This window comes from Micromonospora sp. M61 (genome assembly GCF_018070245.1).
Lineage (GTDB): Bacteria > Actinomycetota > Actinomycetes > Mycobacteriales > Micromonosporaceae > Micromonospora > Micromonospora zamorensis.
In genome coordinates this window covers 1-26,300 of record NZ_JAGPYA010000070.1, presented here as the reverse complement: position 1 = coordinate 26,300, position 26,300 = coordinate 1, and the positions used below count along the sequence as shown (strand labels likewise).

The 26,300-nt window shown below is 72.4% G+C and carries 21 protein-coding genes and 2 pseudogenes; 12 read left to right on the top strand and 11 right to left on the bottom strand.

The window, feature by feature from the left end:
• Nucleotides 1-7: 7 nt before the first annotated feature.
• From KBX34_RS28720 to KBX34_RS28695, 6 genes are all read left to right on the top strand, one after another.
• Nucleotides 8-913 (top strand): M56 family metallopeptidase, encoded by a 906-nt coding sequence (locus KBX34_RS28720; RefSeq protein WP_088946157.1) that lies wholly within the window; start codon nt 8-10, stop codon nt 911-913.
• 200 nt (nt 914-1,113) lie between these two features.
• Complete coding sequence (locus tag KBX34_RS28715; protein WP_210928066.1) at nt 1,114-2,367, top strand: cytochrome ubiquinol oxidase subunit I; 1,254 nt, start codon at nt 1,114-1,116, stop codon at nt 2,365-2,367.
• A 26-nt stretch (nt 2,368-2,393) separates the two neighbouring features.
• Complete coding sequence (locus KBX34_RS28710; RefSeq protein ID WP_210928064.1) at nt 2,394-3,401, top strand: cytochrome d ubiquinol oxidase subunit II; 1,008 nt, start codon at nt 2,394-2,396, stop codon at nt 3,399-3,401.
• Entirely contained in the window at nt 3,398-5,074 is a 1,677-nt protein-coding gene (gene cydD, locus KBX34_RS28705) for a thiol reductant ABC exporter subunit CydD (RefSeq protein WP_210928062.1), read from the top strand. Before KBX34_RS28710 ends, cydD begins: the two co-directional genes overlap by 4 nt.
• Complete coding sequence (cydC, locus tag KBX34_RS28700) at nt 5,071-6,861, top strand: thiol reductant ABC exporter subunit CydC (RefSeq protein ID WP_210928060.1); 1,791 nt, start codon at nt 5,071-5,073, stop codon at nt 6,859-6,861. Before cydD ends, cydC begins: the two co-directional genes overlap by 4 nt.
• 69 nt (nt 6,862-6,930) lie before the next feature.
• On the top strand, nt 6,931-7,635 hold the full coding sequence (locus tag KBX34_RS28695) for a permease prefix domain 1-containing protein (protein ID WP_210795392.1): 705 nt from the start codon (nt 6,931-6,933) through the stop codon (nt 7,633-7,635).
• A gap of 51 nt (nt 7,636-7,686) precedes the next feature.
• On the opposite strand, the gene KBX34_RS28690 is transcribed toward KBX34_RS28695, so the two are convergent.
• Nucleotides 7,687-8,028: a PadR family transcriptional regulator gene (locus KBX34_RS28690; protein WP_210928058.1), complete on the bottom strand. Its 342-nt coding sequence runs from the start codon at nt 8,026-8,028 to the stop codon at nt 7,687-7,689.
• 160 nt (nt 8,029-8,188) lie between these two features.
• On the opposite strand from KBX34_RS28690, the gene KBX34_RS28685 reads away from it, so the two are divergent.
• The 3 genes and pseudogenes from KBX34_RS28685 to KBX34_RS34485 form a co-directional block, all read left to right on the top strand.
• Nucleotides 8,189-9,145, top strand: a complete 957-nt coding sequence (locus tag KBX34_RS28685) for a DNA primase (RefSeq protein ID WP_210928056.1) — start codon at nt 8,189-8,191, stop codon at nt 9,143-9,145.
• 39 nt (nt 9,146-9,184) lie between these two features.
• A pseudogene (locus tag KBX34_RS28680) lies at nt 9,185-11,152 on the top strand (transposase); the annotation flags it as partial.
• A gap of 177 nt (nt 11,153-11,329) precedes the next feature.
• Nucleotides 11,330-11,797, top strand: a pseudogene (locus tag KBX34_RS34485) (transposase); the annotation flags it as partial.
• 244 nt (nt 11,798-12,041) lie between these two features.
• Here the strand turns inward: KBX34_RS34485 and KBX34_RS28675 are convergent.
• The 4 genes from KBX34_RS28675 to KBX34_RS28660 form a co-directional block, all read right to left on the bottom strand.
• A complete protein-coding gene (locus KBX34_RS28675; protein WP_007455465.1) occupies nt 12,042-12,635 on the bottom strand; it encodes an ATP/GTP-binding protein in 594 nt (197 codons plus the stop codon).
• 1 nt (nt 12,636) lies between these two features.
• Nucleotides 12,637-13,011 (bottom strand): DUF742 domain-containing protein, encoded by a 375-nt coding sequence (locus KBX34_RS28670; RefSeq protein WP_088952188.1) that lies wholly within the window; start codon nt 13,009-13,011, stop codon nt 12,637-12,639.
• 101 nt (nt 13,012-13,112) lie between these two features.
• Nucleotides 13,113-13,517 carry a roadblock/LC7 domain-containing protein gene (locus tag KBX34_RS28665; RefSeq protein ID WP_030329023.1) on the bottom strand — a complete coding sequence of 135 codons (405 nt, stop codon included), beginning with the start codon at nt 13,515-13,517 and terminating at the stop codon, nt 13,113-13,115.
• Nucleotides 13,514-17,185, bottom strand: coding sequence for a sensor histidine kinase (locus tag KBX34_RS28660; protein ID WP_210928054.1), 3,672 nt, complete (start codon nt 17,183-17,185; stop codon nt 13,514-13,516). The genes KBX34_RS28665 and KBX34_RS28660 overlap by 4 nt, the downstream gene beginning before the upstream one ends.
• 502 nt (nt 17,186-17,687) lie before the next feature.
• Between KBX34_RS28660 and KBX34_RS33860 the strand changes: the two genes are divergently transcribed.
• Entirely contained in the window at nt 17,688-17,981 is a 294-nt protein-coding gene (locus KBX34_RS33860) for a hypothetical protein (RefSeq protein ID WP_231927210.1), read from the top strand.
• 24 nt (nt 17,982-18,005) lie between these two features.
• Here KBX34_RS33860 and KBX34_RS28650 read toward each other — a convergent pair whose 3' ends face one another.
• A complete protein-coding gene (locus KBX34_RS28650; protein ID WP_088951450.1) occupies nt 18,006-19,079 on the bottom strand; it encodes an adenosine deaminase in 1,074 nt (357 codons plus the stop codon).
• A gap of 104 nt (nt 19,080-19,183) precedes the next feature.
• On the opposite strand from KBX34_RS28650, the gene KBX34_RS28645 reads away from it, so the two are divergent.
• Nucleotides 19,184-20,053: a putative RNA methyltransferase gene (locus tag KBX34_RS28645; RefSeq protein ID WP_210928052.1), complete on the top strand. Its 870-nt coding sequence runs from the start codon at nt 19,184-19,186 to the stop codon at nt 20,051-20,053.
• Nucleotides 20,054-20,055: 2 nt separating this feature from the next.
• Here the strand turns inward: KBX34_RS28645 and KBX34_RS28640 are convergent, their stop codons facing one another.
• The 3 genes from KBX34_RS28640 to KBX34_RS28630 form a co-directional block, all read right to left on the bottom strand.
• A complete protein-coding gene (locus KBX34_RS28640; protein WP_088951449.1) occupies nt 20,056-20,736 on the bottom strand; it encodes a DUF4272 domain-containing protein in 681 nt (226 codons plus the stop codon).
• A gap of 110 nt (nt 20,737-20,846) precedes the next feature.
• On the bottom strand, nt 20,847-22,127 hold the full coding sequence (locus KBX34_RS28635) for a thymidine phosphorylase (protein WP_088951448.1): 1,281 nt from the start codon (nt 22,125-22,127) through the stop codon (nt 20,847-20,849).
• A gap of 137 nt (nt 22,128-22,264) precedes the next feature.
• Complete coding sequence (locus KBX34_RS28630; protein WP_210928050.1) at nt 22,265-22,969, bottom strand: cytidine deaminase; 705 nt, start codon at nt 22,967-22,969, stop codon at nt 22,265-22,267.
• A 247-nt stretch (nt 22,970-23,216) separates the two neighbouring features.
• Here KBX34_RS28630 and KBX34_RS28625 point away from each other — a divergent pair, with 247 nt between their 5' ends.
• Nucleotides 23,217-23,711 (top strand): nitroreductase/quinone reductase family protein, encoded by a 495-nt coding sequence (locus tag KBX34_RS28625; RefSeq protein ID WP_247672347.1) that lies wholly within the window; start codon nt 23,217-23,219, stop codon nt 23,709-23,711.
• A gap of 54 nt (nt 23,712-23,765) precedes the next feature.
• On the opposite strand, the gene KBX34_RS28620 is transcribed toward KBX34_RS28625, so the two are convergent.
• Complete coding sequence (locus KBX34_RS28620; RefSeq protein WP_099850414.1) at nt 23,766-25,046, bottom strand: ABC transporter permease; 1,281 nt, start codon at nt 25,044-25,046, stop codon at nt 23,766-23,768.
• 3 nt (nt 25,047-25,049) lie between these two features.
• Nucleotides 25,050-26,246: an ABC transporter permease gene (locus tag KBX34_RS28615; RefSeq protein ID WP_210928068.1), complete on the bottom strand. Its 1,197-nt coding sequence runs from the start codon at nt 26,244-26,246 to the stop codon at nt 25,050-25,052.
• Between the last annotated feature and the right edge of the window lie 54 nt (nt 26,247-26,300).

Sequence of the window (26,300 nt, the reverse complement as noted above, 5' to 3'; positions counted from 1 at the left end):
CCACGCCATGGCGTACGCCGTGCACTTCGCCGCCACCATGCTGGCCTGCTACCTGACGGCTCAGGTGCTGGCCCGCTCCACCTGGACGTGGCGCAGCCCTCGGGTGGCGATCATCTGCTGGCAGGCCGTCGGGTTGGCGGTGGGTCTCTCGGCGATGGGCCTGCCCATGGCGCTCGGGCTGAGCGCGTACGACCTGCCGACCGGCAGCGCGCTGCTCGCCCTGGCCAACGACCTCGCCCACGGCACACTGCCGATCGGGGTGAACACCTTCCACCTCGCCGGCGTCGGGGTGGGCTTCGGCATCGGCGCGGTGCTGGTCGCCACGACCGTCCGCAGCATCCACGGCACCGTACGCGCCCAGCGCCGGCACCGGGACCTGCTCTCCCTGGTCGCCCGGGACGATCCGGCCGCCCCCGGCGCGCTGGTGCTGGATCATCCGAGCGCCGCCGCATACTGCCTGCCCGGGGTGAAGCCGCAGGTGGTGGTCAGCGCCGGCACACTGAGCCTGCTCGACCGCGCCGAGCTGGCCGCGGTGCTCAGCCACGAGCGCGCGCACGCCCACGAGCGGCACGATCTGGTGCTGCTGCCGTTCACCGCGCTGTGCCGGGCGTTGCCGTGGTTCGGCTGGGTCCGCGACGCCCACGAACGGGTCGCCCTGCTGGTCGAGATGCGCGCCGACGACAAGGCCCGTGAGCTGCATGCGGAAGCGCCGCTGGCCGGAGCGCTGCGCCGCTTCGCCGCCGCCGGTCACCGGATCACCCCGGCCGGCGCGCTCGGCATGGGCGACCGGGATCTCGACGTACGGGTCCAGCGCCTCCTGGTCACCGACCGGCCGCCCCGGGTGCTCGGCGCCACCGCCCTCGCGGTGGCCAGCACGCTGGTCGCCCTCCCGGTCACCCTCTTCCTGTCCTGACCTGACCCAGCACGCCACACGCCGCGCCCCCGCATGGGCGCCGCTCCGCCGTGTCCCGCCGCAAGAGCGCGATCTTCCAAACCCATGACTACTACGTGCTGTAGTACTCTCTTCTACGACGTCGCGTAGTAGACAGACATGTAGAGAAACTACGTGTAGGGTGGCTACGACAAGGGAGCCAACACTACGGAGAGCCGGCCATGGACACCCTGCTCCTCGCCCGCCTGCAGTTCGCCACCACCACCTCGATCCACTTCCTCTTCGTGGTCGTCACGCTCGGGCTGGTCACCCTGCTGGTCGGGATGCAGACCGCCTGGGTGCTCACCGGCAACCCGAAGTGGGAGCGGCTGACCCGCTACTGGGGTCAGCTCTACGTGATCAATTACGTGCTCGGCATCGCCACCGGCATCGTGATGGAGTTCCAGTTCGGGCTGAACTGGAGTGGCCTGTCGCGCTACGTCGGCAACGTCTTCGGCGCGCCGCTGGCCATCGAGACGCTGGTGGCGTTCTTCCTCGAATCCACGTTCCTCGGGATGTGGATCTTCGGCTGGCACCGGCTCGGCAAGGGTGTCCATCTCGCGCTGCTCTGGGGCGTGGCCATCACCGCGTACGCCTCGGCGTTCTGGATCATGGTGGCCAACTCCTGGCTGCAACACCCGGTCGGTTACGAGGTACGCGACGGCATCGCCCACCTCACCGACTTCGGCGCGCTGCTCTCCAACCCCAGCCTCGGCATGGCGTTCGGGCACGTGGTCTCGGCCGCGTTGCTGGTCGGCGGGATGCTGATGGCGGCGGTCAGCGCCTGGCACCTGATCCGGCGTACTCCCGACTTCGTGCTCTTCCGCACCTCGCTGCGGATCGGCCTGGTCACCTCGGCGCTGGCGATCAGCCTGGTGCAGGGCTTCGGCTTCGCCCAGTTCGGCCCGGTCGGCGGCGTGCAGCCGACCAAGTTCGGCGGCCAGAGCCCGGAGGCGCAGGCGCTGATCGCCGACTGGACCACCCGGTTCGGCCCCGGCGACTACACGCCACCGGTGCTGGCCAGCGTCGGGCTGGGCTTCATGATCCTGATCGGCTTCACCCTCGGCTGCGTCTGGTTGCTGCTCCCCCTGCTCTTCCGGGACTGGATCATCCGGCTGCGCTTCCCGCTCTGGCTGGTCCTGCTCGCCCTGCCGCTGCCGTTCGTCGCGGTGATCCTCGGCTGGATCGCCCGCGAGGTCGGCCGCCAGCCCTGGGTGGCGTACGGGCTGCTCCCCACTGAGCAGGCCGTCTCCCCGGTCGGCGCACCGGTGATGCTCGCCTCCCTGATCGGGTTCAGCCTGCTGCTCGGCACCCTCACCGTCACCAACTGGGTGCTGCTCGCCCGGCACGCGGCGCGGGGCGCGGCCGATCCGGCACTCGGCCGCCCACCGGCGCCTCCGAGTGAGTCGACCCACCCCGAACCCGCGCTCGTCTGAGGCACCGAGGAACTGAGGAGAACACCGTGGACCTCGCCTGGTACGCCCTGCTCGGCCTCTTCTTCACCGGCTACCTGGTGCTCGCCGGCTACGACTACGGCGTCGGGCTGCTGCTCGCCCGCGGTGGCGGCCCCGCTCTGCGGAGGGAGGCGCTCACCGCGCTCGGCCCGTTCTTCCTCGGCAACGAGGTCTGGCTGGTGGCCGCCGTGGGCATCCTCTTCGGCGCGTTCCCGGTGCTGGAGGGCGAGTTGCTCTCCGGCTGCTATCCGGCCGTGGCCGGTGCCCTGGTCGGCGTCATCCTGGTCACCGTCGGGGTGCAGCTGCGCAGTCGGCCCGCAGACGAACGGATCCGAGCGCGCTGGGACCGCGTCGTGATGATCGGCAGCGCACTCGCCGCAATGGGCTGGGGGGTGGTGCTCGCCGCGCTGCTCCAGGGCGTGCCCCGTCAGGCCGACGGGCACGTCGCCGGGGTGTCGCACCTGGCCACCCCGTTCGCAGCCACCGTCGGGCTGGCCATGGTCGCACTGGTCGCGGTGCACGGAGCGACCTTCCTCGCGCTGCGCCTGTCGGCCGACGCCGCCGCCGTGGTCGGCCGCACGGCCCGCCGGCTGGTGCCGGTGGCGCTCACCGCGGTCGCCCTGGCCACCGTCGTGGGCCTGCTCTCCTCCCGGGTACGCGACGCCGTCCAGCGGCCGGCGGTGGCCGTACTCCTGCCGTTGCTGCTCGCGGCGGCGCTGCTGGCGGCCCGCGCGGCGCTGGCGCGGCGGCGGCCGGGGTGGGCTCTGGCCGCAACCGGCGCGGCCCTCGCGCTGCCGGTGGTGCTGGTCGGGGCGGCTCTCTGGCCCTATGTGCTGGTGTCCACGACCGACCCGGGCGCCTCGCTGACAGTGACCGACGCCGCTGCGAGCGCACCGACGCTGCGGCTCCTCGGCTGGGTGGCGCTGCCGCTACTTCCGGCCCTACTAGGCTTCCAGGCGATGTGTTGGTGGGTTTTCCGAGGACGGACCGACGGCAGGGCACCGGTGTACTGGTGAAACGCCGTCCGTTCGACCCGCGTCTGCTGCGCCGGGTCCCTGCGGCCCGGCGCGATCTTGCCGTGCTCGCGCTCCTCGGTGTGCTCGCCGCCGGGTTGATCGTGGCGCAGGCCACCGCCCTCGCGGCGGTGCTGGCCACGGCGATCGACGGTCGGCTGGATCGGCCGGCGCTGGGCGCCTTCATGGTCGCGGTCGCTGCCCGCTCGGCGCTGGTCTGGGCACAGGGCACGGTCTCGGCGCGGGTCGCCGCCACGGTCAAGGCGACGCTGAGGGCCGACCTGCTCGGCGCGGTCGGCCGACACGGGCCCGGCTGGGTGGCCGGGCAGCGGGCCGGTCAGATCGCCACCCTGGCCGGGCGCGGGCTGGACGCGCTGGACGCCTACTTCACCGGATACCTGCCCCAGCTGATGCTCAGCGTCACTGTGCCGCTGGCGGTGCTCGCCCGGGTCGTCTTCGCCGACTGGAGCTCGGCGGTGATCATCGCGGTGACCCTGCCGCTGATCCCGGTCTTCGGCGCGCTGCTCGGCTGGCAGGCCCAGGCCGCCACCGAACGGCAGTGGCGGCGACTCTCGCTGCTCGGCGGGCACTTCCTGGACATGGTCGCCGGGTTGCCCACGCTGCGCGCGTTCGGGCGGGCCCGGGCACAGACCGAGGTGGTGCGCCGGATGGCCGACGGGCACCGCGTCGCCACCATGAAGACGCTGCGGATCGCGTTCCTCTCCGCGCTGGTGCTGGAGCTGGTCGCCACCCTCTCGGTGGCACTGGTCGCGGTGCCGGTCGGCATCCGGTTGCTCGGCGGCGGGCTGGCCCTGCAGACAGCGCTGCTGGTGCTGCTGCTCACCCCGGAGGCGTACCTGCCACTGCGGGCCGCCGGCAGCCGCTTCCACGCCAGCATGGAAGGGCTCGCCGCGCTGGACGAGGCGCTGACCATCTCGGCCGCACCCACCGCGCCCCGGGCCGCCGAGGGCGCCACCGTCCCCGACGCGCGACGTGACATCCGGTTCGAGGGGGTGACCGTGGCGTACGAGCGGACCACCGCCCTGCGTGACGTGACCCTGACCATCCGAGCCGGCGAACGGATCGCCATCATCGGGCCCAGCGGCGCCGGCAAGAGCACGTTGCTCGGCCTGCTGCTCGGCTTCGTGACCCCGACCAGCGGCCGGATCACAGTGGACGGGGTCGACCTCGCCACCGCCGACCCGGACGCCTGGCGTCGGCAACTCGCCTGGGTGCCGCAGCGGGCCCATCTCTTCGCCGCCTCGCTGGCCGACAACATCCGGCTCGGCGCACCGGACACCACGCCCGACGCGCTCGCCGCCGCGGTGCACGACGCCGCCCTGGACGACGTGGTGGCCGGCCTGCCGGACGGCCTGGACACCCTGCTCGGCGAACGCGGCCACGGGCTGTCCAGCGGGCAGCGGCAGCGGGTGGCGCTGGCCCGGGCGTTCCTGCGGTCCGCGCCGGTGGTGCTGCTCGACGAACCCACCGCCCGCCTGGACACCGCGGCCGAGGCGGTGGTGCTCGACGCCACCCGCCGCCTGGTCGCCGGGCGCACAGCGCTCCTGGTCGCGCACCGACCGGCGCTGCTCGCCGACGCCGACCGGATCCTGCGGGTCGAGGACGGTCGGGTCACCGAGCTGACGCCCGAACCGACCGGGAAGGCGACCCGATGAGCACGGAACACGGGCCGGAGACGGTCGCCGGCGTGGCATCGGGCGGGCGGACCGCCGCCGAGCGCGCCGTGCTGCGGCTGGCCCGCCCGTACCTGGGTCGGCTGGTCGGTGCCGGGCTGCTCGCGGCCGCCACCGAGTTCGCCGGGCTCGCCCTGATGGCCACCGCCACCTGGCTGTTGATGAGCGCCGCCGGCCAGCCTCCGCTGGACCGGCTCACAGTGGCGATCGTCGCTGTCCGGGCGCTGGCGATCAGCCGTGGCGTGTTCCGCTACACCGAACGGCTCGCCGGGCACGACGCGGTGCTCCGCATGATCACCGACGTCCGGGCCCGGGTCTTCGCCACCCTCGCCGCTCGGCGTGGCGCCGCGCACCGGTCGGGGGACGTGCTGAGCCGGCTGGTCTCCGACGTCGAGGCCGTCCAGGACCTGCTGCTGCGTGTGCTGGTCCCTGGCTCGGCGGCGGCCCTGGTCGGTGTGCTGGCGGTCGGCGTGGCGGCGCTGATCTCACCACCTGCCGCCGGTGCGCTCGCCGTCGGGCTGCTGGTCGCCGGGGTGGCACTGCCCGCACTGGCCACCGCTGTCACCCGCCGCAGCGCGGCCCAGGTGGCACCCCTGCGCGGCGCACTGGCCACCGACGCGATCGACCTGACCCACGGCGCAGCCGACCTGGCCGCGTTCGGAGCCACCGACGTCACGCTGCGTGCCGCCGCGCAGCGGGCCCGCCGGCTGGCCCGTCTGGAACGTCGGCTGGCCGCCACCGGGTTCGCGGTGGACGCGGCCGGGGTGCTGACCGCCGGGCTGACCGCTGCGGCGGTGGTGCTGGCAGCGCTGGCCGCCGACGTGTCGGGGGTGCTGGTGGGTGTCCTGGCCGTCGGCGCGCTGGCCGCCGTCGAGGTGACGCTGGCACTGGTCACGGCGGCCCGGCAGTGGACGCAGTTGCGGCCCGGTCTGGCCCGGGTGGCCGACCTGCTGGACGCCGGCACGCCGGCTTCCCCGCCCACGGCCGGCATGACGGACCTGGTCGGCCCCCACGAGCTGCGCTTCGTCGACGTGACAGTGCGGTACCGGGCCGGTGCGGCACCCGCCCTCGACGGCGTCAGCCTGGACCTGCCGCCGGGGCGGAGGATCGCGGTGGTCGGTCCGAGCGGCGCCGGCAAGAGCACCCTGGCCGCCGTCCTGACCGGCACCGTCCAACCGGTGTCCGGGCGGGTCACCCTCGACGGTCACGACCTCTCGGCGTACGCCGAGGAGGCACTGCCGCGGGCGGTCGGCGGCCTGCTGGCCGAGGCGTACGTCTTTCACGCCACGGTGCGGGAGAACCTGCTGCTCGGGCGGGCCGGGGCCGACGAGGAGGCACTGACGGCGGCCACCGCCGCCGCGGGCCTGCTGGACTGGGTACGCGCCCAGCCGGCGGGTTGGGACACGCTGGTCGGCGAGGAGGGCGGGCAGCTCTCCGGTGGCCAGCGGCAGCGGCTGGCGCTCGCGCGGGCCCTGCTCGCCGCGCCGCCGGTGCTGGTGCTCGACGAGCCCACCGAAGGTCTTGATCCGGCCGCCGCCGACGCGGTGCTCGCGTCCGCTCTTGCCGCCACCCCCGCCGGGCACTCGGTGCTGCTGATCAGCCACCGGCTCAGCGGGCTGGCCGAGCTGGACGAGATCGTCGTCCTCGACGGCGGCCGGGTGATCCAGCGCGGCCGGCACGCCGACCTGGTCGCCGCCGCGGGCTGGTACCGGGACCAGTGGCTGCTCCAGGCTGCGGCCGAGCGGGGTTACCTGGCCCTCGCCCCCTGACCGGGGCTCGGGGACGGACCAGGGTTCTCCCCGACGTCAGGGCTCCCTGACCCGTGGCAGGGTGGTGCCATGCCGCACCGTGAGGACGTGTTGGTCGACGAGCACCTGCGGGAGTTGGCCGCCCGGTTGCAGGGGCCGGCGCGACTCAAGTCCGACCTGCTCACCGAGGCCCGGCACGGGCTGCTGGACGCCGTGGAGGCATACCGGGAGAGCGGTGTGCCGTCCACGGAGGCGCAGCGCCGGGCCGTGGTCGAGTTCGGCTCGCCGGCGCAGGTCCTTCCCTCCTGGCAGGCCGAGCTGGCGGTGGGTGCCCTGCGCGGGCTGTCCCTGCGGATGCTGGCGATCGCCGGGGTCGGGGTGGTCGCCGGGGATCTGACCTGGCGGGGGTCGAGCTGGAGCAGCGGCCCCCGTCCACCGGCCGGCTACCAGCTGCTCGCCAGCTCGGTCGACTGGATCTGGATGGGTTCGCTGCTGCTGGCAGTGGCCGGTCTGCTGGTGGTCGCGGCGAGCGCCCGTTCGACACGTCCGGGTCTGGCCCTGGTGCAACGCGCGGTGGGCGCCGGCCTGACCGCCATGCTGGCTCTCGCCATGATCGCCGGCTGCGCCCTGTTCGCCTGGTCGATGACTCTCTGGGACGACGCGCTGCGCTGGCCGCCGATGATCATCGGCGCGGTGCTGGTGGGCGGCGCGTACTTCTCACTGGCCCGTGCGGTGCGCGGCTGGCTGCAGGCCACCGCCCGCCGAGCGGAGTCGCTCGCCAGCACGGCCCACTGAGCCACGTCGCCGGTGCCCCGGTCCCGCCGGTGGTCGCCGGCTCGACCGGGGTCAGGCCGGGGTGCTGGGCGGGCTGCCGGGGTCGAGGAACCGGCCGACGGTCAACTGGAAGTCACGCCAACCCGCGCGCTCCCCGGCCAACGCTCCCCGGCCGGAATCGGTGAGCTGGTATGTCCGCCGTTCCCTGCCGTTGACAGTGCTCCAGGTGCTCGCCACGTGCCCGGCGCGTTCCAGCCGACGCAACGCCGGATAGATGGTGCCGGTGGGCAGATCCAGAGTGCCGTCGCTGCGCGCGCGCAACGCCTCGATGATGGCGTAGCCGTGCAGCGCGCCCTGTTCGAGAACGGCGAGCAGCAGAGCGTCGAGATGGCCGTGCAACGCCTGGGCCTTCATACGTAGCTACGCTACTTGTCGAACGGCCAGATCGCCAGCGCCCACCACCAGCAGGTCGAATCCGTGCGCCAGCCGGCCACCGGGGTGCGGGCATCGGTCACCCAGGGCCGCCGACTAGGGTATGTGCCCAGAGTCACTCGCCGGTCAGAGACCCCGGCGGGTGGGCAACCCGAAGCACACGGAGGTCAGCGTGGCCCGCCAGTCGCCCCAACGGCCCGACGCCGACGAGCCCGAGCTCGACGACACCACCGGCGCGGTCGAGCCAGATGAGACCGACGGCCCCTCGGCCTCGGTCGACCGTGCACTCTGGGACGAGCTGCGCATCGACCCGGTGGAGATCGCCCTGCCCGCCGGCACCGGCTTCACGCTGCGGGCATACCGGCCGGCCAGCTCGCTGACCCCGACCGACGTGACCGAGCGCGACCTGGACGACCCGTTCCTCGCCCGACGTCAGGTGATCGAGGAGGAAGAGGACGACGAGACCGTCGTCATCCTCGACGAGGACCTGGCCGAGGAGTTCGCCGACGACGAGGACGAGTCGAAGCGCCGCCGACGCGACGGCGCCGCCGACACCGACGCGGCCGACGACGAGGCCGAGGCCGACGAGGACGCCACGGACGAGGCCGACGACGAGGAGGTGCCGGTCTTCCTCAGCAACCAGGGCAAGCTGCTGCTGTTCAAGACCCCCGAGTCGTTGGTCAGTTTCATCCGGTCCGGTGCGCCAAACGATCTGTCCCAACTGGACAGCTGGAATGAATTGTCCGAACGGGTGGAGCCCGCGGATATCGCGCCCCTCGACGAGGACACCTACGAGCTCGACCTCGTCGTGGAGAACCTGCGCGGCGGGCACGACTCCTGGGATTCGACCCTGCTGATCGAGGCCGGCGAGGTCGCGCGTGACCTCTCGTACGCATTGCGGCTGCCTGCGGTACTCGACATGCTCTCCGCCGGCTCCAGCCTCGACGACCTGGACGAGGCGCTGCGTGCCACCGCCAACGGTGGGATCGGCGCTTTCATGGGTCGGCGGCGGCTGAAGAAGATCGGTGCGCAGACCGCGAGTTTGGGTTGGCGCACCATTGTCGGCAAGATCTCTGCGGTGGTGGACTGGCGCGACTGACCCGTACCGGGGAGCATCAGTTGCTGGCAGAGGAAAGACCTGTCCCGGGAGGAGGACGACGCCGTGGCGCTCGTGCGCGTTTACTGCGGTCTGGCCTCGGCGGATCCGGCTGACCGACCGGCCTCCGCCGGTTCGACGCTGACGTCCGCTGTGGTCGACGACGCAGGCCGTCTGCTGCATGTCTGCGAGATCAGCGACGAGGCCGCTGGCTACGCCCAGCTCGTCGCGCTGCTCGTGGAGCGGTCGGGCGGGCCGAGCGGTGCGGCCATCGCCGCCGACAGCGACGACCACACGGTCATCTCGCTGTTGAGCGCGGCGGGTCGGCCCCTGGCGATCGCCGACGACGACTCGGTGGACGACTTCGCCGAGCGGTTCGCCGACGACGACTCCCTGGAGGAGATGCAGTCACCTCCGGCCGAACGACGGGCCGTCGGCCTGGCCCGCGCGTTGCAGGCGGGCGCGCTCTCCGCGGTCACCCTGCCGGCACCCCGGGATCTCGCCGGCTACAAGCAGGTGCTCGCCGCGCACGCCGCGCTGGCCACCGGCCGACACTCCGCCGCCGTGGCACTGCGGGAGGTCCTGCGCGAGCTCTACCCGGCGGCCCTGCGTGCATACCCGGACCCGGCCGAGCCGGTCTCGCTGGCGGTGCTGGACGCGCTGCCCGAGCCGGGCATGCTCGGCGGCACCGTCGCCCGGGGCCGCGAGGTGTCGGTCGCTGCGGACGCCATCGCCGCGCACCTCGCCGCCGACGGGGTGGCCGACGCCGACGAGATCAACGAGGCGGTCACCGCTCTGCGGGTCGCCATCTCCGAAACGCCGCGGCGCGCCGCGGTCAACCGGGCGCTCACTTCCGCGGTGGCCGAGACGGTCCGCCAGGCCGTCGCTTCGGTGCGGGCCTGCGACGCAGGCTGTGAGGCCCTGGTCAGTGCGCTCGGCTCGCGGGTGACCGCCCCTGCCCAGGCACCCGGCCGCCGTGCCGCCGCCCGCCGTGGCGAGTCGGTCGGCGAGCTGACCGGGATGGCCGGCAACGGCGCCCGCCGTGGCGAGCCAGCCGGTGAGCCGACCGGGCTGGCCGGCACCGGCGCCGGGCTGCGGTCGCTCCGGCCCACCCCGGCCGCCGACCCCGCACCCGCCGTCGGGCGACGCAGCCGCCCCGAGCCGATCCCCGGTAACGCACCGCTCGCGTCGCCCCGCCCACTCGGGCCGCCCCCGGTCGCCCCGGCTCCGGTCACGCCGCCGCCGGTCGCGCCCGCACCGATGGCCCCGGCCGCCATGGCCAAGCCGCCGTCGTCCACGCTTCCCGGCCGCGCCGAGCCGGCGCCCAGCCGGATCGACGGTCCGACCAACCGACCGGTCTCCTCGCCGCCGCCCCCGCCGCCCGGGATCACCCCGATCGCACCGGCACAGCGCGGCATGGTGCCTCCGGCCGAGGCGGGCGAGCCGTTCCGGCCGACGCTGACCACCGCCGCGATCAACAACGCGCGGGCCGAACGGCAGCGGACGGTCATTCCTCCCCGTCCCAAGACGAACGGCGAGCCCCGGCCGAGCCACCTGCAACGCCCGGTGGACGAGCCACCCACGGGCGGGTTCAGCGCCACCGATCTCAGCATCCCGGTGCCGATCCCCCGTCCCGGCCAGGAGGCCGCCGCACCCCCCGGTTCCCGCGCCAACTGGCCGCTGGTCAACAACCCGGAGGACCCGGCCGACAGCTCGCCGAACAACCCGGTGGCCTACCCGTACGGTGGCAGCCGCGGCATCGAGGCCCCGACCGACCCGGGTCGGGCCGACGGTCGGGTCACCCCGCCCTGGTTGGCGGACGACCTGCCGCAGGAGCCGCCCATGCTGCGACTGGTGGAGCCACCGCCACTGGCTGACCGGGCGCTGCGCGAGGGGCTCAACCCGTCTGCGGACGCGCACCTGGAGACCCCGCCGCTGCGGTTGGTCGACCGGGAGTTGGCCGCTCGCGGCGGCCGACCGGCCGCTCGGCCCGACCGTGCCGCCGAGCACCGTCCGCCGCCGCCGATGGAGCACCGGACGCCCTCGCTGGAGCCTCGCACTCCCTCATTGGAGCCTCGCACTCCCTCATTGGAGCCCCGCACGCCCTCATTGGAGCCCCGCACGCCCTCGCTGGAGCAGCGGACGCCGCCGATGGAGCGCCGGACCCCTCCGTTGGAGCGCCGGACGCCGCCGGTCGAGCACCGTCCGCCACCGGTCGCCGACGAGGGTGACGGCGACCTGCTGATCTTCGCGCAGGCCAAGTCGGCGTGGTTCGTCGGCCAGGCCGAGGAGTCCGACCTGGACTGGTCGACCACGGCCGACACGGGCTGGCAGGCCGCAGAGCAGGCCGCCCGCCCCGCGGTCGGCGCCGAGACCAACGCCGGGCTGCCGAAGCGCGTGCCTCAGGCCAACCTGGTCCCTGGTTCCCCGCTGCGCGAGGAGCGTCCATTGCGGATAGTGCGCGATGCGGCAAGCCTCGCGGAGAACACCACCGGCTACTTCCGTGGTTGGCGTCGCGGCCAGGAGATCGGCGGTTTCGCGGTGGGTGGTCGACCCGGCCGCGAGGCGGCCGGTGGCTGGGACTTCAGCCGCGACCACGGCGACCGCGACGACGACCGGGAGTACGAGTACCGCTCCGCCGGTTACCAGTCCTGACCCTCGTTACACGCGACAGCGCCCTCAGTCAGCGGACTGAGGGCGCTGTCGCGTGTGGAGACGTGCACCTGGACGCGGCAACGCCGCCTCTCGAAGCCCGCAGCTCAACGGCCCAGGGTGCGGGGGCCGGTGGCTTCCAGGGCCTCAGGAGACGGCGTAGGGCGCGCGCCGACGTAGGGGCGTCGGCGAGCAGGGTGGTGCTCCCGGTGGCGGCCTGAGCCACCACCGGGGTGCGGCGTCCCGATCAGGCCGGGGCGACGGCGCGCGTACGGCGCATGGTGAGCACGTACTCGACCAGCGAGATCAGCACGTGCTTCGTCGACTCCCGGTTACGGGCGTCGCAGGCCACCACCGGCACGTCGCTCGAGATCGCCAAGGCGTCCCGAACGTCCTGCGGGTCGTGGTACTGCATCCCGTCGAAGCAGTTGATCGCCACCAGGTACGGGAGGCGTCGGTGCTCGAAGAAGTCGATCGCCGCGAAGCAGTCGGCCAGCCGGCGAGTGTCCACCAGCACGACCGCGCCGATCGCACCCCGAACCAGTTCGTCCCACATGAACCAGAATCGAGTCTGACCCGGCGTACCGAACAGGTACAGGATCAGGTCACGGTCGATCGAGATCCGGCCGAAGTCCATGGCCACCGTGGTCGTCGTCTTGCCCGGCACCTGCCGGGTATCGTCGACGCCCACGCCAGCGGAGGTCATGATGGCCTCGGTGGTCAGCGGCGTGATCTCCGAGACCGAGCCGACCAGCGTCGTCTTACCGACGCCGAATCCACCGGCGATAACGATCTTCGCCGACGTCACGCGGCCGCTCGGGTTCGGCGGGCGGTGCGACATGTCAGAGCCTGCGAAGTCCACTCAGCACCCTCTCCAGCAGTTCAGTGCCCACCGCGTCGTCGGAGTCGTCCAGGATGGTCGGCTCGTGGACCGCGACCAGGCCGTCCGTCGCCATGTCGGCGATGAGCACCCGGGCCACACCGAGCGGGAGCTGCAGCCGCGCCGCGATCTCCGCGAGCGATTGCACGCGTCCGTCACACAGCGCGGCGATGTACTGGTGTTCGCGGCCACCACCGTTGCCACTGGCAGCGGTGCGGCCGCGCACCGTCGTCTCGACGAGCGCCTCCAGCGCGATGTCGAGCCGGGGACGGGTACGGCCACGGGTCACGGCGTATGGACGGACCAACGCTCCGGTCGGTTCGTCACGATCGGCCATCTCGCCGCTCACCTCCTTCGTACCCGTTACCGGCTCCCACCGGTGAAGCCCGTCGTTGTCGTTGTTGCGTTGGTGCCGACCTCACGATCGGCGGCGAGGCGTCAGCCCAGCATGCCCGCAGCCGCACGCGGCTGCGGAGTCAGTGCGTCGCCCACCCGGTCGACCAGCAGCGCCATCTCGTAGCCGACCTGGCCCACGTCAGAGCTGCGGGCGGCCAGCACGGCGAAGGACGAGCCATCCGAGATGGACATCAGGAACAGGAAGCCATTGTCCATCTCCACGACGGTCTGCAACACCGCGCCTCCCTCGAAGCAGCGGGCTGCCCCCTGGGTCAGGCTGACCAGACCCGAGGAGATCGCGGCGAGCTGGTCGGCCCGGTCGCGCGGCAGGTCCCGTGACGACGCCAGGAGAAGGCCGTCGGCCGAGACGGCGACCGCATGAGCGACACCGGGCACCCGGTCGGCGAAGTTGGCCAGCAGCCAACCAAGATCCTGCGTAGTTGTCATCCTTCTTGCTCCTTCTGCCCGCTCCCGGCCACCGGGCCTGAGCCAGACTGCGAGGATTGCCCTCCCGGAGTCGCCTCCGGGCTGGTCGGGGTGTCCGAGGTGCTACGCCCTCGCTGCACGCCCCGGTGGTAGGCGGAGAGCAGGCCACGGACCGCCTCCGGGGAGCGCCGCTGGACCGAGGTGGTGGGCTTCTCCACCGCGCCCGGCACCAACTGCGCCATCGGCTTGCGCTTCGGCAGGCCGGTCGTGGTGGTCTCGCTCACCGGCACCGCGCCGGCTGCCGCCGAGGCAGCACGCCAGCCGTCGTCGGCAGCGGTCTGCCAGCCGTTGGTCTGCGGTTGGGGCCGGCGGTTCGGCAGGCTCTCAGCGACGCTCGGGCGACCGCCCTCGTTCGCTGTGGAGCCGTTGTCCCGCGGCGCTCCTCCGGCCGTCGGAGTGTCTGCCATCGGTGTGTTACCTGTCGTCCCGGGTGGTGTCTTGTGGACTGCCCGACCGGTGGCCTCGACCGTAGCGAACTGCTGGGTCGCGGAGTCGCCGTTCGTCGCCGGCTGCGCGCCGGGTCCCGCTTCCTCCGAACCCGGACGGCGGGTACGGAACCAAGCCGACTCGAGCTCCCGGAAGATCGGCAGCTCCATCGTCTCGTCCGCGTAGCGCTGGCGGTTCTGCGCCTGCGGTTGCTGCGGTGCCGGCCGATTCTGCGGGGCCGGCCGACTCTGCGGGGCCGGCCGACTCTGCGGGGCCGGCCGACTCTGCGGGGCCGGCCGATTCTGCGGGGCCGGAGCCGGAGCAGGAGCCGAGGGCCGAGTCGGAGGCTGGGCTGCTGCGGCCGGCTGTTCGCCGGGTCGCGGCACCCGCGGCAGCTCCGTCGTCATGTCCAGGGCAGCGGCGAGCCGCTCGGGCACCGGCGGCGCCGAAGCGTCGCGGTCGGCACCCGGCACCGGCGGCCAGGCCGGCGGCGCGGGGGTGCTGGGCGCCTGCGCGGGCGGGGCCGACCGGGGTGCGAACCCGGCGAACGACTGGCTGGAGGCGGGCGGCACCGAGTAGGGCTGACCCGAATACGGCTGGCCGGACGCCGGCGACGCCGACACGGGCGACGCGGACACCGGCGGACCGGCGTACGGCTGCCCGGAGGCCGGGGCCGCAGAGACCGGCGGGCCACCGTACGGGGCACCCGAGTAGGGCTGCCCGGAGTACGGCTGGCCGGAGGCCGGCGAGGCGGAGACCGGCGCGCCGGAGTAGGGCTGCGCGGAGACCGGCGGTGCCGAGTACGGGTGTGCCTCGGGGCTGCTCGGCAGCTGCCGTGGAATCGACGGCTGCTGGCCGGAGGTCGGGCTGTCGTCCCCGGCGCGACGCTGCGGCAGCGGGTCGATCGGCTGGCCGTTGGCGGTCCGCGGGGTGAACCCGTCACCACCGTTGACGCCGTTCGTCCCGGCAGCGCCGGTCAGGTCGGACCAGGCCGGCATCGAGCGGTAGCCACCGGAGTTGGCGGGGGTGCCGGCACCGTTGCGCGAGGCGGGCTCGAACGGCCGACCGCCGAGGGTGACCTGGTTGCCGGACTCGCTCGGACGAGGACCGTTGCCCAGCGCCGGCAGGGCGCCGAAGGCCGGTGCGGGCCCGTTCTGCTGAGGGCCACCGGCTGCGGGCAGGGCCGGGGGCTGCTGCACCCGACCGGAGAGCGCCCGGGGCACCAGCACCGAGGTGGGCAGGGTCACGTCCGCGACGGTGCCACGGTCGGAGCCGGGGCGCAGCTCCACCCGGACGCCGTGCCGGGACGCCAGTCGGGCGACCACGACCAGGCCCATCATCCGGGAGACGGCGACGTCCACCTGCGGCGGCGTCGCGAGCCGCTCGTTGAGGTCGTGCAACTGCTCGGCGCTGATGCCGATGCCGCGGTCCTCGACGTAGAGCGAGGAGCGGTCGCCGACCCGACGGGCCTCGACCATCACCTGCGAGTCGGGCGGAGAGAACGCGGTGGCGTTGTCGAACAGCTCGGCGACGAGGTGCACCAGGTCGTTGACCGCGTGCGCGGCGACCTCGATGTCGCGGTCGATGACGCCGAACTCGATCCGGGTGTAGTGCTCGACCTCGGACTGCGCGGCCCGCAGCACGTCGATGAGCGCGGCCGGCTCACGCTGCACACGGGTGGAGTCGGCACCGGCGAGCACCAGCAGGTTCTCGTCGTTGCGGCGCATCCGGGTGGCCAGGTGGTCGAGCTGGAACAGCTCGGCCAGCCGGTCCGGGTCCTCCTCGCCGCGCTCCAGCCGGTCGAGGTGCCCGATGAGGCGGTCGACCAGGATCTGTGAACGGCGGGCCAGGTTGACGAACATGGTCGCGACGGAGGCGCGCAGTGCCGCCTGCTCGGCGGCCGTACGGACGGCTTCCAGGTGGACGGCGTTGAACGCCTCGGTCACCTGGCCGAACTCGTCCCGGCTGCGGACCGGTAGTGGCTCGGCGATCTGGTTGGCCAGCTGCACCGGGGAGAGCTGCCCGACGACCTGCGGGTCACGCAGTCGGGCAACCGCCTGGGGTAGGCCGTACTGGGCGACGGAGAGCGCACCCTGCCGCAGCTCACGAAGTGAACGGGCCATGGAGCGGGCGACCAGGTACGCGAAGAGGATGGCCAGCAACAGCATGCTGAGCAGCAGGCCGGTCTCCAGGAAGACCTGGCGCTGCACGTCCGAGCGGAGACTGTTGGCCTCGTCGACCACTTCGCCGTCGAGCTTGGTCTCGACGTTGCGGATCAGCTTGGCGTTGGCCGTCATGGCGGCTTCCCACTGGTCCGGCCCGAACGGCGCGTTGCGCATGTCGCCGGTGGTGTTGCCGTCGATCCAGCCGGTGTAGTTCTGTGCCTCCCGGCGGTCGCCGCCCGCGACCGTCTGGTCGTGGAACTTCGCGTCGTCCGGGGTGGCGACGGCCTTGAAGCTCTGCAGCGCCTGCTGCTGGCCGGTGCCACTGGCGATGTAGTCGGTGCGCAGCGCCGGAGTGAGGCGCTTGCCGCCCTTCACACCCAGCGCGCGGTGCACCACGACCCGGCGTGCGGCGAGGAACTCCTTCTCGCGGGCGACCGCCGCGGCGGCGCGCATCCGGTCGCTCAGCTCGTTGTTGCCGGCGAGCTGCGTGGCCGAGTCGCGGATGGCGAGCAGGTCACTGATCAGACCCTCGTACGCCTGCACGGTCTCGGTGAGCGCGAGCTTGCCGTTGAACACCTGGCTGCGGATGCCCGACAGGTCCTGCAGGTTCTGGTCGATGCCGTCGAGCAGACCTTCCAGGCTGCCCGGCAGGTCCTCGATCTCGGCACGCTGCTGCCGGTAGGGGGACGTCTCACGGTCCACCCGGGAGGTCACCCGGTTGTAGGCCTCCTGGTACTGCGCCGTCGGCTGCGTCCCGTCCGCCCCCAGCAGCAGCACGGCGGCGGTCCGCTCATCCTGCAGACTGTCGACCAGGCTGCCGGAATAGCTCGACAGGTTGGCCAGGTCGCCGGCTCGGTTGGCATTGTTGAGCGTCTCCACGTGGTCGACAAGACCACTGGTGCCCACCACGACCGTGGCGATGGTCGGCACGATCATGATGAGACCGAGCTTGGACCAGATCGGCATGTCCCGGAGCCGGCTGGCCGGCCGGCGCAGCCGCGACAGGAAGGAGCCCGCCGTCTTTGGCCGTTTGCTCACAACACCGCCCTCGCGATTACAGCTTCAACGCGTTGCCCCGGGCAACGCCCAGCGACCGACCCGGCGGGTCGGACCCCCGAGATTCCATCACGCCGGTCGACAAGAAGAAAGCCCAGGTTGTCACCGGCCGGAGGTGTGATGAGATGTTGATGCGATTTGATAGCAGTCCGTCTGGCCGGAGTAACTGAAGGTAATGGAACATCCGCACCGCGTTGTCCTGCTCGCCGGTCCTTCCGGCTCCGGAAAGTCGTACATAGCGCAGCAAACCGGTTTACCGGTGCTCTGTCTGGACGACTTCTACAAAGACGGCGATGACCCTACGTTGCCGCGACGAAACGGCCAGGTGGATTGGGAATCGCCGCAGTCCTGGGATGCCCCCACCGCTGTGGAAATCATTGCCCGACTTGCTCGGGAAGGCCGCGCCGATGTGCCGGTTTATGCGATCGGCGCAGACCGAAGGGTGGCCACCCGGACATTTGATGTCGCCGGATCGCCACTTTTCGTGGCCGAAGGGATCTTCGCCGCCGAGATCGTCGAGGAATGCCGTCGTCGTGGGCTGCTCGCCGGGGCGTACGCGCTGCGCCGTCCGCGCGGGGCGACCTTCCTGCGCCGGCTCGCCCGGGACCTGTCCGAGCAGCGCAAGGCCCCCCGGGTGCTGGTCCGGCGCGGCGTGGCGCTGCTCCGGGCCGAGCCCGCGATCCTGCGTCGGCAGACCGGGTTGGGTGCGGAGGCGGCCCGCGCCAGGGAGGTGCTGCGCCGGGTGGCCGGCCTGCTCGCCGGCCACCCGCACGGTTGATGGTCAGGTCAGCACGGCTGACCGTCAGGCCATCAGCTTGGCGTACGCCGGCTTGATCACCTCGTCGATGATCCGCAGTCGCTCGTCGAACGGGATGAAGGCGCTCTTCATCGCGTTGATGGTGAACCACTGCAACTCTTTCCAGCCGTAGCCGAACGTCTCCACCAGCAGCGACATCTCCCGTGACATGGAGGTGCCGCTCATCAGCCGGTTGTCGGTGTTGACTGTGGCGCGGAAGCGCAGGTCGCGCAGCAGACCGATCGGGTGGTCCGCGATGGAGGCCACCGCGCCGGTCTGCACGTTCGACGAGGGGCACAGCTCCAGGGGGATCCGCTTGTCCCTGACGTACGCGGCCAGCCGGCCCAGCGTGCCGTCCGGGCCGATGTCGTCGACGATCCGCACCCCGTGGCCGAGCCGGTCCGCTCCGCACCACTGGATCGCCTGCCAGATCGACGGTAGACCGAACGCCTCACCGGCGTGGATGGTGAAGTGGAAGTTCTCCCGTTGCAGGTACTCGAAGGCGTCCAGGTGGCGGGTGGGCGGGAAGCCCGCCTCGGCGCCGGCGATGTCGAAGCCGACCACCCCGGCGTCCCGGTGGCGCACGGCCAGCTCGGCGATCTCCTGGGATCGGGCGGCGTGGCGCATCGCCGTGAGCAGGGTGCCCACCCGGATGCTCAGGCCCGCCTCGACGGCCTGGGCGGTGCCCTCGGCGAACCCGGCCAGCACCGCCTCGACCACCTCGTCCAGGCTGAGATCCTGCTCCAGGTGCTGCTCGGGGGCGAAACGCACCTCGGCGTAGACCACCCCGTCGGCGGCCAGATCCAGGGCACACTCGCGGGCGACCCGCCGCAGCGCCGGCGCGGTCTGCATGACCGCCACGGTGTGCGCGAACGTTTCGAGGTAGCGCTCCAGGGAGCCGGAGTCGGCCGCGGCCGCGAACCAGCGCCCGAGCGCGTCGGGATCGGTGGCGGGCAACTCGTGGCCCACCTCCGCGGCCAGGTCGACGATCGTCGCCGGCCGCAGCCCGCCGTCGAGGTGGTCGTGCAGCAGGGCCTTCGGAACCTTGACGATGTCCTCATACCGGATAGTTGCGACCATGCTCAGACCCTAGTCAGCGCCCCGGGCGGACCGGGACAGGGCCGCCGGGTGTCACGGCCCCGATCCGGCGCACGTCTAAACTGAGCGGATGGAGTGCGCCTGACGTGGATCCCCGCATCCTCGACCGGCTGCGCTGCCCGGTCTGCGGCGAGTCTCTGGGGCAGGCCACTGACACGAGCGCGCTGCGCTGCCCACGCCGGCACAGCTTCGACATCGCGCGCCAGGGCTACGTCAACCTGCTCACCGGTCGGGCGCCACACGTCGGCGACACCCCCGAAATGATCGCGGCCCGCGCGGACTTCCAGGCCGCCGGGCACTACGACGTCATCTCGGCCGCTCTCGCCGGCGCCGCGACGGAGGCCGTGGCCCGGCTCGAACCGCCGGAGCCCGACGTCGGGGCGTACCCCCTGGTGGTGGATGCCGGCGCCGGCACCGGCCGGTACCTCGGCGCGGTGCTGGCGGCGTTGCCGGACGCCGTGGGTCTGGCCCTGGACGTGTCCAAGCCGGCGCTGCGCCGCGCGGCCCGCGCGCATCCCCGGGCCGCCGCGGCTCTCGCCGACACCTGGCAGCGGCTGCCCGTGGCGGACGCCTCGACGGCCGTGCTGCTGAACGTCTTCGCCCCGCGCAACGGCGCGGAGTTCCACCGGGTGCTCGACCCGGCCGGGACGCTGCTGGTGGTCACGCCCGACACCGACCATCTCGCCGAGTTGGTGGATGCCCTCGACCTGCTGCGGGTGGACCCGGACAAGGCGGACCGGGTGACCGGCAGCCTGGGCGGGCACTTCACCCCGGTCAGTTCGGCGGTGCACCGGGCGGAGTTGGCCCTGAGCCGCCGGGAGGCCGCCAGCCTGGTCGGGATGGGCCCGAGCGCCTGGCACACCGACCCGGGCGCTCTCGCCGACCGGCTGGCCGCCCTGCCCGAGCCGGTCCGGGTGACCGTCGCGGTCCGAGTGGACGCGTACCGACCCCGCTGACCTCAGGTGGAGAGGTCGACCTCTTCCCAGCCGGGGGGCTCGTCGTGGTACGGCCCGCGCAGGATCACCGCCCACTCCAGGGCCCAGCGCCGCTGCCCGATCGCGTTCGCGTCGACCAGGCCCGGTGCCCTCCGACCGTCGCGCTCGGTCTCCAGGTACGCCCAGTCCAGGCAGTAGTGCAGGTCGAGCAGCGCGGCCGCGTCGGCCGGGTGCTGCGGTGCCGTGAGGATCCGGGAGCGCCAGTGCGGGAAGCTCTCCCCCTCGGCGATGTGCGGCAGCCGCTCGACCAGCCGCTCGTCCACGGCCAGGGTGGGGTCGAGCTGCTTGCTCAGCCCGAGCACCCAGGCCAGCGCGAACAGCGCGTCGTGGTGCAGCACGAACGAACGGTGGTCACCCTTGCCGCCCATCACGAACTGCCATTCCGGCGGGGTGACCATCTCGACCAGGTGTGAGCCGAGCAGCCAGCTCATCGCCGCCTGCGGGGGCATCCCGAAGCAGCGGGCCAGGATGAGGTGCAGCACCGCGATCCGCGCCTCGATCTCCGCCGTGGGGCGCAGCTCGATCCGGTCGCCCGGCTCCCAGACGAGGGGAAACTGGGCCGGCGGCAACGGCAGGCCGAGCCGGGACAACTCGTCCAGACTCGCCTCGCGCACCTCACGTGGGTCCGGGGCAGCAACGGTCACGGCGGATCTTCCTGTCTGCTCGCGCCGGCGCAAGGCCGGTTTTCCCCCCTTGGCCAGGGACAATAGCGCTCCCAGGTGACCGGCACCACGCCGCCCCGACCCGCGCTCGATCAGCCGATGCGCTCGATGACCAGCGGCGTCGTCGCGGGGGCGGTCGGCGCGATCCGTACCGCGTCGGCGGCCTCGGCCAACGCCGCCGGGATCCGCGTCGCGTCCTCGGCGCGCAACTCGTAGAGGGCGTCACCGGCCCGCACCGCGTCACCCGGCCGCTTGTGCAGGACCACACCGGCCGGCACGCTGACCGGGTCCTCCTTGCGGGCCCGACCTGCGCCGAGCCGCCACGCCGCAACCCCCATGGCGTACGCGTCGACGGCCGCGACGTGTCCGTCCCGCTCGGCGCGGACGACCTCGACCTCGCGGGCCTCGGGCATCGGCGCGTCCGGGTCGCCGCCCTGCGCCCGGATCATCGCCCGCCAGGAGTCCATCGCCCGGCCGTCGCGCAACGCCGCCGCCGGGTCGGCGTCCGGCAGGCCCGCGGCGTCGAGCATCTCCCGGGCCAGGGCGAGGGTCAGCTCCACCACGTCGGCCGGGCCGCCACCGGCCAGCACCTCGACCGACTCGGTCACCTCGACGGCGTTGCCGATCGCCAGTCCGAGCGGTGTGGACATGTCGGTGAGCAGGGCGACCGTCCGGACGCCGTGCGCACCGCCCAACTCGACCATGGTGCGCGCCAGCTCGCGGGCCTGGTCGACGGACTTCATGAAGGCGCCCGAGCCGACCTTGACGTCGAGGACCAGCGCGCCGGTGCCCTCGGCGATCTTCTTGCTCATGATCGAGCTGGCGATCAGCGGGATGGCCTCCACGGTGCCGGTCACGTCGCGCAGCGCGTACAGCTTGCGGTCGGCGGGAGCGAGCCCGGTGCCGGCCGCGCAGATGACCGCGCCGACCTCGTCCAGCTGGGTGATGAACTCGTCGTTGCTCACAGTGGCCCGCCAGCCCGGGATGGACTCCAGCTTGTCCAGCGTGCCGCCGGTGTGCCCGAGACCTCGGCCGCTCAACTGCGGTACGGCAGCGCCGCACGCCGCCACCAGCGGGGTGAGCGGCAGAGTGATCTTGTCGCCGACGCCGCCGGTGGAGTGCTTGTCGACAGTCGGTCGGCGTACCGCCGAGAGGTCCAGCCGCTCACCGCTGGCGATCATCGCGGCGGTCCACCGGGCGATCTCCGGCCCGGTCATGCCGTTGAGCAGGATCGCCATCGCCAGCGCGGACATCTGCTCGTCGGCGACAACCCCCCGGGTGTACGCGTCGACCACCCAGTCGATCTGCGCGTCCGACAGCACCCCGCCATCCCGCTTGACCCGAATAACGTCAACAGCAGCAAAAGCACTCATCAAGAAAAATCTTTCCTAGTCGAATGGTGAAACCGACCCGCGGACCGCACGCACCGAGGGATTGGGCCGACCGTGCCCGGCGGAGGGATCAAGCCTGACCGCCCGGAGCCGGGCACGGTCGGCCCAATCCCCAAAGCTCAACTCCAGCGAACCGGGATCTCCATCGGCGGCTCACCCTCGCCGGCCCAGAAGATCGTCCCGGTGGCGTCCACCACGACCACCCGGGGCGTCCGGGCCAGACCCCAGGTGATCGCCTCGGCCGGGTCGTCCCAGCTCGGCGCCTCCTCCAGCACCCCGGTCTCGGCGCCCGCGTCGTCGCCGGCCGACCGCTCCCAGTACGCCGTCCAGACCTGCTGGCCGGCGGACATGTCCGGGTGTACGAAGACGGTGCCGCGCCCGCGCCAGGCGGCCAGTCGCTCCGGGACCACCGGCACCGGCGTCTCCCCGGTGACGGCCTCCAGGTCCTCCACACCGAAGGCGTGTGGCAGCAGCTCGGCCATCCGCAGCGGGCGGGTTTTGCTCTCGATGAGGCACTCCGGCCCGCCGTGCTCCCAGAGCAGTTGCCGACAGCGCCCGCACGGCATCAGCGGCTCACCCGTGGCGTCGACGCAGGAGAGCGCGACGAGTCGCCCGCCGCCGGTGGCGTGCAGGCTGGAGACCACGCCGCACTCGGCGCAGAGCGTCACCCCGTACGCGGCGTTCTCCACATTGCAACCGACCACGATGCGGCCGTCGTCGACCAGCGCGGCCGCGCCGACCGGGAACGTCGAGTACGGCGCGTACGCGTGCCGCATCGCCTCGATGGCGGCAGCGCGCAACCGTGCCCAGTCAATGTCGGTCATGCCGCCATTCTGCCCAAGCGGCCCAGGTCAGAAGCGGGCAGGGCCGGGTCCACGGGCAGGTGCAGCCGTGCCGGGCATGAGTCCGACTCATCGGCCGCGCCCCCAGCAGTGGTCAACCGTCACCAGAGTCGGAGGCGTTGCCGAGGATGACGGCTCGGGGTGAAAGGGACGTTTGGCCCTGCATCTCCCGCTCGGGACAGCCAACCCTGAAGCCGAGGATGGACACGTGCGACCGAGAGGACCTGTGATGGCGAAGTTGGGGAGCTGGCCGTTGTCCGCGGAGACTCTTCGTCGGATGTACGCGGGGGGCCGCGGTAATGCGGCGGCCCGCCGGTTCGCCCGGCTGTGGGCGGCCGTGTACGCCGCCGGCCTGCACCCGAGGCGGTGGGTGACACTGGAGGTCGTGGGACGCCGCACCGGCCAGATCACCCGGTTCCCGCTGGGAATGGCCGACTGGCAGGGCGACTGGTATCTGGTGCCGATGCTGGGCGAGAACTGCAACTGGGTTCGGAACGTGCGTGCGGCTGACGGCCTGGTGATCCTTCGGCACGGGCGCGCCCGGGTCTGCCGCCTGGTCGAGGTGCCGGTCGACGAGCGTGCGCCGATTCTCAAGCGGTATCTGGCGACGGTCCCCGGAGCCCGGCCGCACCTTCCCGTCGACCGGCATGCGCCCCTGTCCGAGTTCGCGGCAATCGCGGCACGGTACCCCGCGTTCCGTGTCGAGACGGCACCCGTGAGATGACTGGCGCGGACCGCGCTGTGCCCGACGGGAGTCCCGTCGGGCACAGCTCGGGTGTCAGCCCTTGATGTACGGCTTGCCGTCGGCGGCCGGTGCGCGGACCCGGCCGACCAGCCCGGCGACCGCCAGGATGGTGGCCAGGTAGGGCAGCATGGCCAGGAACTGACTGGGGATCGAGCTGCTGATCGCGCCCAGGTAGGTGGCGAGCTGGTCGGCGAAACCGAAGAAGAGCGCGGCGAGCAGCGCACCGGTCGGGTTCCACCGGCCGAAGATCAGCGCGGCCAGTGCGATGAAGCCCTTGCCGCCGATCATGTTCTTGGTGAACGAGTAGAGCGCCAGCGTGTAGGACGCGCCGCCGATGCCGGCGACGACGCCGGCCAGCAGCACGTTGCGGTAGCGGACCCGCAGCACCTTGACGCCGAGCGTGTCGGCGGCGATGGGGTGCTCACCGACCGAGCGGGTACGCAGACCCCACCGGGTGCGGAAGAGCCCGATGTGGATCACGAGCACCAGCAGCAGCCCGAGGTAGAGGAAGATGTTGCCGCGGAACAGCGCCGGCCCGAGCACCGGGATGTCCTTGAGCAGCGGGATCTCCCAGTTGCTGAAGCGGGGCGCGCTGTTGTATTTCGCCGCGTCGGTCTGCATCAGCCGCTCGTAGAGGAAGCCGGTGACGCCGACCGCCAGCAGGTTCAGCACGATGCCCATGACGACCTGGTCGACCAGGTAGCGGATGGCGAAGACGGCCAGCAGCAGCGAGATGAACGCGCCGCCGAGGGCTGCGGCGACCAGACCCACCCAGACGCTGCCGGAGATGCTGCCGAAGAGCGCGCCGCTGAAGGCACCCATCAGCAGCTGGCCCTCGATGGCCACGTTGACCACACCGGAGCGTTCGCAGAGCACCCCGGCGAGCGCACCGAAGATCAGCGGCAGGGCCAGGATGAACGTGCCCCGGATGATGTTGACCAGGGGCATGAAGTTCTGCCCGGCGGGCGCGGCGGAGACCTGCCAGCAGAGGAACGAGAGCACGAAGCCCACCAGCCCGATGCCGAGCACGGTGATGAACCACCGCTTCGGCACCCCGGCGAGCAGCGCCGCGCCGGCGGCGATCGCGATGATCCCGAACAGGATCGCCCCGATCGTGCCGTTGATCTTCAGTGCGGCACCGGCCGCGTCGTCGCTGAGCGTGAACCGGGCCTGCTGGTTGGTGGCGAGCGCGCCGAAGAGCACCGCGGCCAGCAGGCCGAGCCCCAGCAGCGTGAGGCCGACCTTGCGGCTGCGGGTCCAGAAGCCCTCGTCGACCGGGGCGACCGCGATGTCGGGGACAGCCATGGTGGACATGAGTTACCAGCCCTTCGCCAGGCTCGTCTGCAACCGGGCGGCGCGCGCGGCCCGGAGCTGGAAGATCGCCTTCACCAGGGCCGGCGCGGCGATGAAGATGACGATCAGCGCCTGGAGCACGGTCACCAGCTCCAGCGAGATCCCGGAGTACGACTGCATCCGGTTGCCGCCGGCCTGCAACGCACCGAACAGCAACGCGGCCAGCAGCACTCCCCAGGGCTTCACCCGCCCGAGCAGCGCGACCAGGATGCCGTCGAAGCCGATCTGCGCGACCACCAGCGGGGTCAACGCGCTGGCGGTCGAGCCCAGCACCATGTTCGAGCCACCGAGGCCCGCCAGGATGCCGGCGAAAACCATGATCAGGATGTACGTCCGCGTGACGCTGATGCCGGCGGTACGGGCGGCGTCCGGGTTGGCGCCGACCGCCCGCAGCTCGAAGCCGAGCGTCGAACGGTTGAGCAGCCAGGCGACCGCCCAGGTGGCCAGCACGGCGAGCAGGATGCCGGCGTGCACCCGCAGGTTGTCGCCGAGCAGTCGGGGCAGTTGGGCGGAGGTGTCCACCGCCTTGCTGATCGCGTCGGTGCGGTTCGGGTCCTGCACACCGTTCTGCACGATCAACCAGGTGAGGAAGTACGTGGCGACGTAGTTGAGCATGATCGTGTTGATCACCTCGTGCGCGCCGGCGCGGGCCTTGAGGATGCCGGGGATGAAACCCCAGATCGCTCCGCCCAGCGCGCCGGCGAGCACCGCCACCAGCAGGTGCAGGCCGGGCGGCAGGGGCAGCAGGAAGCCGGCCAGGGCCGCCATGATCACGCCGATGGTGGCCTGACCCTGGGCGCCGATGTTGAACAGGCCGCCGCGGAAGGCCAGCGCCACCGACAGACCGGTGAAGACCAGCGGCGCGGCGTAGGTGAGCGTCTCGGAGATCGGCGCGAGAACGGCCTGCCAGCTACCGGTGCCGTTCACCCAGCCGGAGAACGCCTCGGGGTCGAAGACCGAGCCCTTGAACAGGTTCGCGTACGCCTCGCTGACCAGCGTCCAGCTGGAGTTGATCGCGTCGGACGGGCGGGAGGTGATGTACGAGTACGTGGACAGCACCGCCGGATCAGAAACGATCATCAGCACCGCGCCGACCACGATCGCCAGCACCAGCGACAGCAGGGTCACCGTGAAGGTGTTGGCCGCCCAGAGGTTGTCCATGAACAACCGGCCCAGACTCGGCTTCTGCTCCGGCTCCGGCTTGGACGCCGGGCC

Bases quoted from the DNA above. Each gene is read 5' to 3' on its own strand.
- KBX34_RS28720 (WP_088946157.1), top strand. From the start codon at position 8: ATGGCGTACGCCGTGCACTTCGCCGCCACCATGCTGGCCTGCTACCTG.
- KBX34_RS28715 (WP_210928066.1), top strand. From the start codon at position 1,114: ATGGACACCCTGCTCCTCGCCCGCCTGCAGTTCGCCACCACCACCTCG.
- cydC (WP_210928060.1), top strand. From the start codon at position 5,071: ATGAGCACGGAACACGGGCCGGAGACGGTCGCCGGCGTGGCATCGGGC.
- KBX34_RS28695 (WP_210795392.1), top strand. From the start codon at position 6,931: ATGCCGCACCGTGAGGACGTGTTGGTCGACGAGCACCTGCGGGAGTTG.
- KBX34_RS28690 (WP_210928058.1), bottom strand. From the start codon at position 8,028: ATGAAGGCCCAGGCGTTGCACGGCCATCTCGACGCTCTGCTGCTCGCC.
- KBX34_RS28675 (WP_007455465.1), bottom strand. From the start codon at position 12,635: ATGTCGCACCGCCCGCCGAACCCGAGCGGCCGCGTGACGTCGGCGAAG.
- KBX34_RS28670 (WP_088952188.1), bottom strand. From the start codon at position 13,011: ATGGCCGATCGTGACGAACCGACCGGAGCGTTGGTCCGTCCATACGCC.
- KBX34_RS28665 (WP_030329023.1), bottom strand. From the start codon at position 13,517: ATGACAACTACGCAGGATCTTGGTTGGCTGCTGGCCAACTTCGCCGAC.
- KBX34_RS28650 (WP_088951450.1), bottom strand. From the start codon at position 19,079: ATGGTCGCAACTATCCGGTATGAGGACATCGTCAAGGTTCCGAAGGCC.
- KBX34_RS28635 (WP_088951448.1), bottom strand. From the start codon at position 22,127: ATGAGTGCTTTTGCTGCTGTTGACGTTATTCGGGTCAAGCGGGATGGC.
- KBX34_RS28630 (WP_210928050.1), bottom strand. From the start codon at position 22,969: ATGACCGACATTGACTGGGCACGGTTGCGCGCTGCCGCCATCGAGGCG.
- KBX34_RS28625 (WP_247672347.1), top strand. From the start codon at position 23,217: ATGGCGAAGTTGGGGAGCTGGCCGTTGTCCGCGGAGACTCTTCGTCGG.
- KBX34_RS28620 (WP_099850414.1), bottom strand. From the start codon at position 25,046: ATGTCCACCATGGCTGTCCCCGACATCGCGGTCGCCCCGGTCGACGAG.
- KBX34_RS28615 (WP_210928068.1), bottom strand. From the start codon at position 26,246: ATGGACAACCTCTGGGCGGCCAACACCTTCACGGTGACCCTGCTGTCG.